The 13,855-nt window shown below is 39.7% G+C and carries 13 protein-coding genes; 1 reads left to right on the forward strand and 12 read right to left on the reverse strand.

Annotation, left to right across the window (positions count from 1 at the left end; genetic code table 11):
• The first annotated feature begins 100 nt into the window (after positions 1-100).
• Complete coding sequence (locus AC3WV0_RS11520) at positions 101-481, forward strand: group III truncated hemoglobin (RefSeq protein WP_488846219.1); 381 nt, start codon at positions 101-103, stop codon at positions 479-481.
• A 12-nt stretch (positions 482-493) separates the two neighbouring features.
• On the opposite strand, the gene AC3WV0_RS11525 is transcribed toward AC3WV0_RS11520, so the two are convergent.
• The 12 genes from AC3WV0_RS11525 to AC3WV0_RS11580 all read right to left on the reverse strand — a co-directional run.
• Positions 494-1,564: a calcium:cation antiporter gene (locus AC3WV0_RS11525; protein WP_488846220.1), complete on the reverse strand. Its 1,071-nt coding sequence runs from the start codon at positions 1,562-1,564 to the stop codon at positions 494-496.
• A 65-nt stretch (positions 1,565-1,629) separates the two neighbouring features.
• Positions 1,630-1,968 carry a DUF6122 family protein gene (locus tag AC3WV0_RS11530; RefSeq protein ID WP_488846221.1) on the reverse strand — a complete coding sequence of 113 codons (339 nt, stop codon included), beginning with the start codon at positions 1,966-1,968 and terminating at the stop codon, positions 1,630-1,632.
• 15 nt (positions 1,969-1,983) lie between these two features.
• Positions 1,984-3,210 (reverse strand): hypothetical protein, encoded by a 1,227-nt coding sequence (locus AC3WV0_RS11535; RefSeq protein WP_488846222.1) that lies wholly within the window; start codon positions 3,208-3,210, stop codon positions 1,984-1,986.
• The gene (locus tag AC3WV0_RS11540; protein ID WP_488846223.1) at positions 3,210-5,255 is read right to left on the reverse strand and encodes a hypothetical protein; all 2,046 of its coding nucleotides are present in this window, start codon (positions 5,253-5,255) and stop codon (positions 3,210-3,212) included. Before AC3WV0_RS11540 ends, AC3WV0_RS11535 begins: the two co-directional genes overlap by 1 nt.
• 14 nt (positions 5,256-5,269) lie before the next feature.
• On the reverse strand, positions 5,270-5,938 hold the full coding sequence (locus AC3WV0_RS11545) for a hypothetical protein (RefSeq protein ID WP_488846224.1): 669 nt from the start codon (positions 5,936-5,938) through the stop codon (positions 5,270-5,272).
• Between the two features lie 12 nt (positions 5,939-5,950).
• Positions 5,951-6,667, reverse strand: coding sequence for a DNA alkylation repair protein (locus AC3WV0_RS11550; protein ID WP_488846225.1), 717 nt, complete (start codon positions 6,665-6,667; stop codon positions 5,951-5,953).
• 60 nt (positions 6,668-6,727) lie between these two features.
• Positions 6,728-8,008 (reverse strand): cation:proton antiporter, encoded by a 1,281-nt coding sequence (locus AC3WV0_RS11555; protein WP_488846226.1) that lies wholly within the window; start codon positions 8,006-8,008, stop codon positions 6,728-6,730.
• 24 nt (positions 8,009-8,032) lie between these two features.
• Entirely contained in the window at positions 8,033-8,662 is a 630-nt protein-coding gene (locus AC3WV0_RS11560) for a DUF4919 domain-containing protein (protein WP_488846227.1), read from the reverse strand.
• Positions 8,662-9,891 carry a GTPase HflX gene (gene hflX, locus AC3WV0_RS11565; protein ID WP_488846228.1) on the reverse strand — a complete coding sequence of 410 codons (1,230 nt, stop codon included), beginning with the start codon at positions 9,889-9,891 and terminating at the stop codon, positions 8,662-8,664. Before hflX ends, AC3WV0_RS11560 begins: the two co-directional genes overlap by 1 nt.
• A gap of 282 nt (positions 9,892-10,173) precedes the next feature.
• Positions 10,174-10,548: a VOC family protein gene (locus AC3WV0_RS11570; RefSeq protein WP_090000515.1), complete on the reverse strand. Its 375-nt coding sequence runs from the start codon at positions 10,546-10,548 to the stop codon at positions 10,174-10,176.
• A gap of 1,088 nt (positions 10,549-11,636) precedes the next feature.
• Positions 11,637-12,371, reverse strand: coding sequence for a DNA-binding domain-containing protein (locus tag AC3WV0_RS11575; RefSeq protein ID WP_488846229.1), 735 nt, complete (start codon positions 12,369-12,371; stop codon positions 11,637-11,639).
• Between the two features lie 199 nt (positions 12,372-12,570).
• A partial coding sequence (locus AC3WV0_RS11580; RefSeq protein ID WP_488846230.1) for a hypothetical protein occupies positions 12,571-13,855 on the reverse strand: 1,285 nt, incomplete at its 5' end.

The following is a 13,855-nucleotide window of genomic DNA, read 5'->3' on the forward strand; positions in this document are numbered from 1 at the left end:
TTTGAGATGTAAATGAGATGCAAATATAAAATATTGTTTTCATGAAATTTATCAACAGGCTGATTGAATTTCTCAATAAATTTTACTTTAAATTTGATCTATGAAAAAGTTGGAATCACGAGAAGATATTGAGCACCTTGTCAATTCATTTTATGCAAAAGTTATCAAAGATGAAACAATAAGTTTCTTCTTTACCGATATCGCTAAAGTTGAATGGGACAAGCATTTACCCAAAATGTATTCTTTTTGGGAATCCATACTCTTCGGGCAGATGACCTATAAAGGAAATCCTATGGGCGCGCACTTCCCCATCAATGAAATGCAGGCGATGGAGCAAAAACATTTTGACCGCTGGCTCGAGCTATGGAGAACGACCATTGAAGAAAATTTTGCAGGTGAAAATGCAGATATGGCCATTTACAAATCTGAAAACATTGCCAAACTCATGGCATTCAAAATGGATCTTGCGAGAAGATTATAATTAATTCATGTTTTAAGGAACAATTACCGTGAAAATATAGGCTGCAAGGTTCACGAGAAGCACGGTTCCATAAAGGATATTGGTCTTTCCGCGACTTAGAGATAACATCACAATAAAAACCGACAGGGAAAGAAGTATAATATCTTTTTTATCCAACCCTAAAACCAGTGGAATATCATACATAATACATACTATGGAAACTGCCGGAATCGTAAGCCCAATACTTGCCAGCGCAGAGCCTAAAGCCAGGTTAAGACTCGACTGAATCTGGTTACTGCGAGCCGCCCTGATTGCTGCCAGACCTTCCGGCAACAGAACCACCGCAGCAATAATCACTCCTACCAGCGATTTCGGAGCTCCAAGACTTTGGACCATATCTTCAATCGTCCCGGATAGTCCTTTAGCCATTAATACAACGATGGCCAGACAGATCACAAGAAAAACAAAACTCATCATCGTTTTCTGAAAAGAAGGAATATAGTGTTCTTCAGGATGCTCATCCGGAACAATAAAATAATTTCTGTGCCTCACTGTCTGCACCATCAGAAAGGTTCCGTAGATTACCAGACACGCAATTGAAACGAAGATCAGCTGTGCGTGATTATAGAAAGGGCCGTTGACGCTCGACGTAAAATTCGGAAGAACAAGGGTAAGAATGAGAATTGAAACAATACTGACAAGGTAAGTGGTTGCTGAGGTTCTTGCAAAAAACTGTTCATAGTATTTTACACCTCCTACAAGAATCCCTATTCCCAAAATACCGTTAAGGATAAGCATTACAGCAGCAAAGACAGTGTCTCTTGCCAATGTATTGGCCTGATCGCCACCGGCAACCATCAGCGAGATAATAAGGGCGACTTCCAATATGGTGATGCAGAGCGCCAGAATGATTGTACCGAAAGGCTCTCCTACCTTATGTGCAACAACTTCCGCATGATGAACAGCTGAAATTACGCTTCCTGTCAATAAAATACCCGCAATAACATCAAAAATAATCCCGTTACCCATCAGGCCTGAAAAATAATATCCCACAGCCAGAAGGGGGAAAATATAGGTATAATGTAAAAGTTCTTTTAATCTCATAAGCGTTTACAAAATACAAAAAATCTATGGTTTTTGAAATATTAAAAGAAAATATTAATCTTATTTTAATGATTCCATAAATAAAAATCCTGAAAATCCGTCAGCATATGAAAAAGGAGACCTATACCGACAATTCTTATATTTCCTTTAAAAAACAGCATCAAAAAATACACCGCAATAGCAAAATAAGAGTGCAAAAAATGAAATCCGATACTTCCCCTGTCAGGATCGAAAATAGGATCTGCAAAAAGATGATCCAGATCAACCAGCATGGTAGCGAGCAAAATAAGATACACCCTTTTCCAATCTTTAGGGTAAAAGATCAATGCAATGAAAACCGGAAAGACAAAGTGCAGAAAATAATGCACAAATGTTCTGGCGAAGGTGAGGTCTGATAAATCCATATTTTAGCCTTGCTATCACCTCAGAAGTAATGGCAGATCGCTTTCTTTAAATTTTAATTTTACATAATAATCCTGATCTTTATGACCATAAAAAATATAGTCAATATCAGAAATTATTTTCTTTTCCCTTAGCGTGAAGGATCTTAAATGAGAGTATAATAACTCATTATTTCTGATAAAAATATAATTTTCATTCATTCTCACGGAAGGTTGAATACCTTTTCCTGTTGAACGAATTTCAAAAACACTGTTCTTTTTCTCAACCACATTCGGTTGGAAGGGAATCACAACAAACTGCCGCTGCGCGTTAATCCATTTTTTATCTTGAAAATATTGCGCTGTCTTTTCGGGATCCGAACTATGAAAAGAAACGATGTAAGCAGGCTGCACAATTTTCCGGACCGTCTTTTTTTCGATTTCATTGAAATTATCGTCGTACTCGTAAGTGATAATCGTGTCATTTACCTGATGAAGGTCTGCATTAGCTTTTAAATAAGCAATCTTGGCATCTCCTAAATTCTTAAAAGGAAAAACAGAACTCAGTAAACGCATATTCTCAGCATCCAGTTCCGTCTCAAGAAATGATTTGGTTTTTAAAAGCTTTCCGATAAAAGGCTTCGGATCGTAGAAATTTGAGTTGGTTTTAAATTCCATTTCATCCGAGTTCAGATCAATATACAGATTGTAGCTGCTTTTCCCTTCATTAAAAATGATACTGCCTATGCCTTTATCAACAAGAGACGCTGCATCAAGAATATTTTTTTGTGAAAGCTTAAAAACCTGTTTATGAATACTTTCCATCCCTACCTCTGAGGTTCCAGCAATACATATATTATCGTAAACCATAATAAAAATATGATCCTTCTTAAAGACATTACCTTCCAGCTTCTTAAATTTCTGTGATTGTAAAAACTTCAAAAACTTCTGTTGGTTCTTCAGATCAAAAATACTGTACCAGTCTGTCAGCGAAGAATTTTTAAGATGAAAAAACTGGAAGAAATCAGGAATAACAATCCCTGAATCCTTAAGGAAAGCCGAATTTTCAGGTTCTTTTTTAAACCAAACCGACGGATGGGTTAACAGATCAGAAATATAGTGTCGCTTTACTTTTTTGGCATTTATTAATATTATCGCATCTGCATCCAGAGGCACTGTGGTATAAGGGTTCCTTGTATAGTAAAAAACAAAATAGATAATGCCCGCAATAAGGAGTGCTATAAAGCCAATAATTTTCTTTTTCATTACAGAACCGGCTGCTTTTTGTCTGATTCCTGTAATTTGTAAATCTCGTCGAACAGATCAAAGAAATACATCAGGCTGTTTTCTGAAGCATTCTTAATGGAGTAATTGATTTCCGTTTCAATTTTATCACCTTTTGATTCTGATTTAAAGTTAATTTCCCCTACATTTTTTCTCACCAGATCCAGCATCTTTCGTTCAGAAGTACTTTTGAATTCTTTTTCCAGCCCAACCAGGAGTTTCTGAATATCAAATCTTCCTGATGCCGGGTATTTTGATGATTCCTTCATCCAGATTTTAGATTTATCTGATTGATTTTTAACTTCTAAGCCATTTTCAGAACTCATTACATAGACGATATTATCCCTGACCGTAAAGTAAAGCTGATCCATAAATCCTGTTTCTTTATCTTCTTTAAAAGTGTATAAATTTCCATTTCTGGAAAAATGCTTTGATGTCTTTTTGTTAGTGGCCAGCAAATCGAAAATCCGGTTCCAGTATCCTGGGTTTTCTGTTGCGAAAGCAAAAGTGAAGTCCGGGACAACCACTTCTTTCGTCTTTTTCACCTCTTTTTCATTGTAGTCGTCATCGTATTCATAGTCAGTGTACTCTACCGTTTTAGACTTAAGCTCATTAAGAACAAAAATTCCGTTTCCGGGAGCTATTTTTGCGATGGCTTTTTCGTCCAGAACAATCTTTACGGTTTCCATGATGAGCTCCGTTTCTTTCTGATATCCCGAATCTCCTGCATTCTTCATCAGGGCATACATCATATCAAAATATTTGCTTCCATCGACATTCATAGCATAGTAACCAATACTTTTATCATTGATGAGCCTCGCAAGCTTTTTATTCTTCTTTCCTTTATAAATTTCCGAAACACTTTTCTGAACCTCCGGATTTTTGTGCTGATAACTGTTGACCAGCTTCACTTTATCTTTATCAAAATAGAGATTGTAAGACGAATTTGAATTGTATACGGAATTAAACAGATTTCCAAATTCATATCGCCTCATCATTTTTCCGTAAGCGCCATTATTTACCAGACTTCCGTAATCGGTGTACACGAACACATCGGATGCGGCATCCCGAAAAGCAGTCATTTCCTTTGGTACCTCGAGTTCCAGATTCGAGCTAAAATACTGATCGAAAGATTCTTCGGCGAGTTTTTTCAGCACCTTGAATTTTTCTATCTTCAGAGAATCCATTTCTTTCTTAAAGTCATCATATTCCGGGATCTGCAGATCTTCCCTATCTTCTTCCGGGCCTGGCGCAGGCTCAACTTCTACCTTGTCACCTGAATAATTCTCATCCGTCGCTCCTTTCTTTTCTTTAGGATATTCGTGATGCTTTTCAAGATACTTGATGTCTTTCTGAATCCTTTGTATTTCGGCATTATTCTCCTTAATACTTTCCTTTAAATATTTAATATCATCTTTCAGATAATTAATCTCTTCTTTATAATCGAACGGTTTTTCAGGCTGTTCAACAGATGCGCTGTCGGGAGCAACTGCCACGGCACTGTCTACAACAGCTACCGTACTGTCAGCAGCCAGCTCATCCTTAAAAGGCTTATTGTAGTTGATCATTTTCAGGACAGCACGGCTACCATTCCATGCGACAAAAATATCATCATCAAGATTCACATAAGAATAGTTTCGTTTTGTGGAAGCTTCCAGTCCATCTTTCTTCACTGAATTGATAAATTCCTGAAATTTATCTTTATTGTCCACAATAAAATGTGCTGAATATACCTGCACAGAATCATTGAAAGAAGCATAATGATATTGTGGGGCATCATATTTAATCCCGGTTTTAGAATAATCAGTCCATGAAGCTTTTCCTTTTTCTTTTCCTTTCCCTTTTTTTGTGACTTCCTGTAAGATCGGATTAAACTTTTGCCAGTTGATCTTTTTACCCAGTTGCTGTCCGTTGATTTCCATGTAAAAAAGAACATCTGCGGGCATCTTCATACGCTGCTGTGCAAAGGTGAGCGAAAAAGCAAGAAATAAAATTATAATTTGTGTATTTTGTGCGATAGATTTCATGGTTCGTATTTGAATTATTGAAATAAAATAGTGTTCTGTAAAGGTTTCTTTTGGAGAATAAGATCTATGACATTAGCTTCCAGCTTCAGTGCCTTTCTATTTGGAGAGAGAGAATATGCATTGTTCGACTGCGATTTCACCGTATTTTCAAACTGCAATACGGAAATATAGCGTGCATCAGTGAAAACTTCTTTATCGGCTTTGCTCATTTTGTCATAATCACTTTTGAAAGTATTGACTTTATTCCTCATAAATGTCTTTTTCGCCGGATTCTGACTGTAAATATTTGTAGGAATCATTTTACCAATGATGTTCCTGGTCTTTAGCTGTTCCAGTCCTGAGTTGATATTTTCGATCTTAGTGAAATGGCAGCTTAATTTAATAATGTAATTATCAAAATCCATTGAGGTTTTTACATTGGAAATTCCCGGCGTAGCTTTGAATATTCTGGCGGCTTCGTTGATCTTGGCTTCGATTTCAGGCTTTTTCGGAACTTTCTTTCCGTTAATGGTTTCCATTTTTGAGATGGAGGCCAATCTTGTTTTGCTTTTGCTTGCATTCAGGATAATCGTATACTCACCGCTTCCGTCTGCTTTCATATTTATTTTGTCTAAAATATCGAAACAGCTCGTAAGCAGCAACAGGGGCAATAACACAACCAGCCGTTTAATATAGTTTTTCATAATAAGTTCTTATTAAATTCTGCCTTTAAGATAATCCTGCCGTACATCTTCATCAAGCTTCTCTATCGCATAACGCAGACAGGTTCTTGGCATTTCATGATAATAAAGGTTTAAATAATCGATCAGTTCCTTTTCATTTTTCTGTCCCATTTCACGGAGCATCCAGCCATTTGCCTTATGCATCAGATCATGGGGATGTTTCAGGTTTTTTGTCACCAGCGCTTTGGTAAGTTCAAATGAACCTTTTTTTATGTAGTGCAGGGTGCCGACAACGGCAATTCTTTTGTGCCACATTTGTTCAGAGCAGGAAAGCTTTTGCATCAGGTCTTCTTTCTGATTTTCAAAGCAATACCTTCCCAGAATTTTATAACAGCTTGAATCGACAAGGTCCCAGTTGTTAATATAATCCAGATGATTCAGATAAAATTCAACGATCTCTTTTTTTACGTTTTCACTCTTGGCTTTCTCAAATTTTGAAACAAGAATAAATAAAGCTGTCAGGCGGTGTTCATGGTATTTCGATGAAAGCAAGCTGGTTATATCCTTTAGAGAAATTTTAGAATAATATTCTTTGGCAACGGAACGTTGGTCGGGAACTTTTACACCCAGAAACAAATCGCCTTCACCGTATTCCCCCTTCCCTGTTTTGAAAAACTTCGGAAAGAATTCCGCTTTTTCGGGAACGGATAAAACAGCTAATGCTTCCTGTATTTCTTTAACGACACCCATTTGAATTCACGTCTTAGTTTACCCTTTAATTTCAATCGTAATCTCTTTATTCACAAAAATTTATTCCTCATTATTTAAAGTAACTGTTTCCAGTTCCAGTTCCTCTTTGGCGATCTTATTGGGATTGGCTACTTTAGCAATTGTAAGTCCCTGAACAACAATAGAAAAAACAACTACACAATACGTAATGCTTAAAACAACATTGCTGTATTCGTTCTTAGGAATTGAAAGTGCCAGCGCAATGGAAACTCCACCCCGGATTCCTCCCCAGACCAGGACCTTTACCGTTTGCGGACTGAAGGTCCTGCGCATAAACTTCGTAGGCCCATAAATGGAAACCAGCCTGGCAATCATTACCACAACAATAGCAGCAAGCCCGGGAATCATAAAGTGACTGAGATCTTTGATCACAAGGAGTTCAAACCCGATGAAAAGGAAAAGTACCGCATTGAGAATTTCATCGATGAGCTCCCAGAATTTGATCAGGTAATCCTGGGTTATGGATTTCATTTTAAATTTAACATTAAAATTACCCATAAACAACCCTGCAGCTACCATGGTCAAAGGCCCGGAAATATGCATCTGGCGGGCAATGAGATAACCACCCATTACCACGGAAAGTGTTACCAGCACGGAAATAATATAATCATCTACCTCACGCATCAGCCTTGAGGTCACCCATCCCAGGATCACACCCAGCAACAATCCGCCTCCGGCTTCTTTAAGCAGCAGCAGCCCGATGCTCTCAACGCCAAGGTCAACTTTGTTTCCGATGGCCAGCTGAAGAACGACAGTAAAGACCACAACAGCCATCCCGTCATTGAACAGAGATTCTCCTGCCACTTTCGTTTCGAGGGATTTTGAAACGTTGGCCTGCTTCAGTACACTCAGCACGGCTACAGGATCGGTAGGCGAAATAAGTGCTCCAAAAAGCAGACAATAGATAAAAGGGAGATCAATACCCAAAAAAGGCAACAGATAGAACATCCCGAAACCAACTACAAATGTGGAAATCACCACCCCTAATGTCGAAAATATCAGCACGGGACGCAGCTGCTCTTTCAGGTCATCGATGTTGATATGAATACCTCCTGCAAAGAGAAGGAAATTCAGCATGGCCCCCATCAGCACTTCCGTAAAATCAATGCCGCTCATCAGGTTATGAAGGTGGCCAAAGGTTCTCGGCAGTACCGTTTCCCCGAAGGAAACCAGAAATATAGAAACCGCGATGGCGATCACCATAATCCCGATGGTACTCGGAAGTTTCAGGAATCTGTAATTAAGGTATGCAAATATGGATGCCAGAACGATTAAAGCTGAAAATGAATAATATAATTCCACTAAGCTGTTTTTATTATTTGGGTATTAAAAGTCGATATAAAGTACTTTGATATAAACGGTAGTATTGTCTTTTTGCCAGATGTCATACATTCCATCCCGGGCCGCTTTAGAGCCTCGTGAATACTCTTGCCCGAGATTCAGGATATTCAGCAGAATGTATTCGTCACCTACTGAATTGACGAGATATGCGGTCTTCTCAGATTTACCGTCTCCGGAACCTCTGATCCCATCTGTAAGCGTGCGAAACTGGCTCAGGTGATACATGAAATTATCTCCGTCCTTTTTAGAATCATAGGCCTGCAGCAGAATCAGCAGAACATCAAGATTGGTAGGGTCTTTTTCATAAAGAACTTTCCCTTTATTTATACATTCATCAAAATTTTTGTTCTTAAAAGCTTCTGCCAGCGTTTTAAACTCATCATCCATCGTAGAAACAAGGTCATTCCTGAAATTTCTTCCGTAATACAGATGCTGAGATTCTATGGTATCCAGCGATTTGGGATAGGCTTTATATTTAAAAATCAGCTTCTCATAATTGTAGGGCGACTGCTGGTTTTTAAGATCCTTTCCGATCATCTTCAGATCGATCTTCGGCTTCTGCCCGAAGCTGAAAACCGAGACCAATAGCAGTAAAAGGAAAACATGATATTTCATTATTCTTCAGGGTTGTTTTCTTCCTCGTCATTATCAAAATATTCGAAAAGGAAGTCATTGTACGGGAATCTTGAAATATGAATTTTCATCACCTCATCATAAATCATCCTTTTCATTTCCGGGAAATTTTCCTTCGTAAGGGCTGAGATAAATACGGTCGGATACTTAGATTTTGCCATCCAGGTATTTTTCCATTCTTCCAGGGAAATATTCTTTTTGGTGGAAGGTGTAAGATCATCCTCATCTTTCTTTTCGTAGCTGAAATCATCGATCTTGTTGAATACCATGATCATGGGCTTCTGATGCGCATTGATTTCCATTAGGATCTGATTCACCGAATCAATATGATCTTCGAAGCTTTCATGCGAAATATCCACAACGTGGATCAGAAGATCTGCCTCACGTACCTCATCAAGGGTAGATTTGAAAGATTCTACCAGCTGCGTCGGAAGCTTTCTGATAAACCCTACCGTATCGGTAAGCAGGAAGGGAAGGTTTCCGATCACAACTTTCCTTACAGTGGTATCAAGGGTTGCAAATAATTTGTTTTCCGCAAAAACCTCGGATTTTGAAAGCGCATTCATGAGTGTTGATTTTCCGACGTTGGTATATCCTACCAATGCTACTCTTACCACCTTTCCGCGGTTGTTTCGCTGGGTGGCCATCTGTTTGTCGATGGTCTTCAGCTTATCTTTCAATAAGGAGATCCTGTCGCGGATGATCCGTCTGTCGGTTTCGATTTCCGTTTCCCCCGGACCTCTCATCCCGATTCCCCCTTTCTGGCGTTCAAGGTGGGTCCACATTCTGGTAAGGCGTGGCAGAAGATACTGATACTGTGCCAGCTCCACCTGTGTTCTTGCGTAGGAGGTTGTGGCTCTCTGGGCAAAAATATCGAGGATAAGGTTGGTTCTGTCAAGGATTTTCACTTCAAGCTCGCGTTCCAGGTTTTTCAGCTGGGACGGCGACAGCTCATCATCAAAGATGACAGTTCCTATTTCGTGTTCTTTTACATATTCTCTGATTTCCTGTGCTTTACCGCTTCCGATGAATGTTCTGGAATCCGGCTGTGTCAATTTCTGGGTAAAGCGTCTGTCTACGGTAGCCCCTGCGGTGTACGCCAAAAACTCCAGCTCATCCATATATTCCTGAAGTTTATCCTCATCCTGATGCTGTGTGATGACCCCTACCAAAACGGCTTTCTCGTAATTGTGTTCTTTCTTTTCTAGCATTAAATTCTATCTGTATTTGTGAGATTTACAAGATACCATTTTTAAGTAAAAAAACCAAGATGAATTTTCGTGGTATTGATTAATGAAGCATCAATCCATATTTTAAAATACGAACAATATAAAAGTTTAGCTAAACTTAAGATAAGTTTTGGCTAAAGCCTTTTTTCTTTTAATCATAGAAAGTGGGTTGAAGCCCACTCCTATTGATTTGATCACTGAAGCTCAATAAAAAACAGGATACCTGTAGAGACATCCTGGTAATTCATAGTAACCTATCATTTTTTACTCTGCCGGTTCCCAAAGCTGAATCTTATTTCCTTCGATATCCAGAATATGAACGAACTTTCCGTAGTCATAGGATTCAATTTCATCGACGATGGAAACGCCCTGCTCTTTAAGCTCTGCGACAAGAGATTCCAGATTATCTACCCGGTAATTGATCATAAAATCTTTTTCCGAGGGATTAAAGTACGTGCTGCTTTCCGGAAAAGGATTCCATTGGGTAACGCCTGTATTTCCGGTATCTTTTTCAAGCCATTCAAAGCTTGTTCCGTAGGGCGTGGTATCAAATCCGAGATGTGTTTTGTACCATTCATTCACTGCGTTGGGGTCTTTGCATTTAAAGAAAACCCCTCCGATTCCTGTTACTTTTTTCATTGGTTTTAATTATATCGTTTGCTGATGGTCATTAACTCTTAAACTGAACCGATATCTATATTCCGGCTTGTCAAATATAAAATTACAAAGAATATATTATACATTAACAGCCTGTTACTTCAATCAATTCCGAATAAATTCAAAGGGTTGACCACAGTCATACCTTATTTTCAAGTGATGAGGTATCTTTATCGCGAATTTTAATGATTTATATCTTAATGTGTGTAATGAGGAATGGCAGAGATGTTATTCCTTTTTTTGTTAAAAAATATAATTTTCTACCAAAGCTTGATCGTAATCATAAAATATTTCATTTCTGATTAATAGTTTTGAGGTGGAATAGAAACCCTTGTTTATTCTCGGTTATTAGTTTTTAGTCCTCAGAGATGTTCTGAGGATTTTTTATTTGCCTGTTTTACAATCTAAATTCCCCTCCTCCGGAAATCGAGGGACGAGATTCGCCGAAACAAAAAATCAATTATAAATATTGAGGCACTGGTGGCGGAAATTCCATTGGAATTTGCGACGGGGTGGTCTATTACACTATCGGAATGCAAAGCATTTGCTTAACCATGATTTGCTTCTGGCAGTCTTATCGATTATCATGGTAATACAAATAATGACATACGTTTGATGGTGGCTTTGGCTCCGCTCAGCCACCGTTGCGTTGAAGGGTTTGAGTTGAAGGACTGGTGGCTTCGAGAGCCTCAGCCACCATTGGAGTTGTAGTGTTTTAGAGTGGATTGAGTGTCTTTAGAGTATAGCTGTATGGAACGACGAAAAGTAGTCGAATGGCGGCGCCTGAGGCTCTCGAAGGCCCGCGTACACTTGAAGGATTGGTGGCTGAGCGGAGCCGAAGCCAAAACTCCGGCCGGGAAAGATTTCCCAACCGGAGTAACACACTGATGAAAATACCCATCTTTACGATGGAATGATAGACTCTTACACTGATGAGCCTTTGGTACTAAATAACCTCCGTACGGTCAACACACCCACACTCGGGCGGTCAACACACCCTTGACCGAGCGGTCAACGCACCCTTGATCGGGCGGTCAACACGGTGTTGACTGTAGCGCTTCTTTTTTCTCTTACACCACGGTAAGTACTTTATCAAGAGTAGCCGTTCGTACTTCTTTCAGAAGAGCACCCTGGGTGAACTGTGTTATCACTTCCAGATTATAGGTGCCTGCTGCTAATACAGGAATAACGACCATAAGCTCCGAAGGATTATTAGTAACAATATCACTTTGCTCCACTTTGGTTCTGCCTTGGGTTGCTACATCTACAAAATAGATCCCTACCGAAGCATCTTCGCCTGCGACTTTGATCTTACTTCCGACAATCTTCAGGTTTCTTCCCGGTGTAAGCAGATCATTCACCGAACCACTCTTAACATCGGTTACCTGTAAGATGACCGCAGAAGCTTCTGCTACGCCAAGAATGTCTACTTCAATGTTTGGAATCTCAGCCCGTAACTTTTCTCCCTGGTTAAACTGGAAAATAATGCTGTGCTTTTCTTTATTAAAAGTCTCCGCAGGGCTGTCGAATACCCCTCTAATAGTTGTGCTTGCCGTAAAGTAACCAGTGTTTACTGAAAAGCCATCGCAAAGCTGGTAGGCCATTTCTTTCAGGAAAAGCTCGGTTGCATGTTCCATTGCCGACGCAGAAACATCTGCACCACCGCGGCTGGCGGCGGCTTCACAGATCTGCTTTACAGAAAGAGAACGCTCGCTTGCCGTACGGGCAATGAAATCATTGGGATTGTCTTTGGTTAAGGTGTTGTCGTAGAGATACGCTTTGATTTTGTGTAATATGTTTGCCATTGTTGTTTATTTTTAAATGGTTATTAAATTGTTATTTAAAACCCTAACAGGGTTCTTATCCTGTTAGGGTTAGGATTAATTAATATAATCTTTATCGTATTGATGGCGCAAGTGTCACGCTCGTGCCCAAACACCACATCTGAATCTCCATTATATTAAAATCAGCACGATTGAGATTCCTCACCAACGGAGGGATGGCCTACAGTTCCTGTATGGAGAATTTATTGAAACCATCAGATGTTAAGGTTTTTGCTGATCCTGCATTATAATATACGAAGGTAATCTGATCACCAGCTGATGCGCTTATAGCCACACTCGTACAAGTGCCTCCATACCAATTAGCACTACTAGGAGCCATCCAAAAGCCAATAACTTGTGGAATTCCATTCTTATGAACTCTAATAGAAAATTCATTACCTCCAGTCCATGATAAATAATTAGTCAATGCACAAAGTGTTACGAAATAATTACCATTTCTGGGTACTGTAAAAGTATTAGAAGCAAAATTATTATTTTGATCAAATTCTTCAGTAACTGCAAAAGTGCCATTTCCGTTGTTTACTGTTTGTCCCGAAGTTAAGTATCCATATACCAAAGATTTTTTTGGAGTACTCGTCAGAGTATTCCAATTTGTTCCATTACTATATTCCAACTGCCCTCCCGAAGAAGTATTGTATCTTATTGCTCCTGGTCCAGCAGTACTTGCTGTCTGGGTAGTTTCTCCAATTGCAATAGCACCGCTGCCGGGAGAAGCATTACCTGGATTTTGTCTTGTGTCTAATGTTGTTAAAGGAGTTGAAGTTCCAATTCCGACTTGCCCATTATCTTTTACAACGAAGTCTGTCCCTGTTGCTCTGGCTGTCCCATCTGCTTTTGTCCCTAATTTTACAAGACCATTGGTGGTATCATTGATCCAGGCATCATTGGTGTTATCACTGGCGGTAGGAGCCCAACTGCTGCCATTCCATCCCAATACCTGTCCTGAAGTGGCAGACATTTGGTTAAGCTTTGAAGCTGTTACTGCACCATCTGCTATTTTAGCAGAAGTTACTGCATTGCTTGCAATGGTAGGGGCAGCAACAGGTCCTGCTAAATCTCCTGCCAGTTGTATAATCCCTTTTGTCGTTGCCGTAGCATCATTTGCAGAGAAGGAAGTGCCTGTCAGGGTGAGTCCGGTTCCGGCGGTGTACGTGGTATTGGTATCTGTAGGTGTCACCCATGTTCCGTCTCCTCTTAAGAAAGTTGTCGCAGTAGCTCCTGCAGGGAGTTTGGCAACGGTTACCGCATTATTGGCAAGATGTGCAGTGGTAACTTTGCCTGTGCCTATAGAAGTTATTCCTGCATTGGAAATGGTGATATCTCCTGTCGGACTTACGGCCGTGGCCACATTAGAGGCGTTCCCCACTAAGATGTTTCCGTTGTTCAGGGTAGTACTTATTCCATTGGCAGTAGGGGCCCAGGCTGTTCCGTTCCAACCCAGTACC

The organism is Chryseobacterium sp. 27AL (assembly GCF_057815395.1).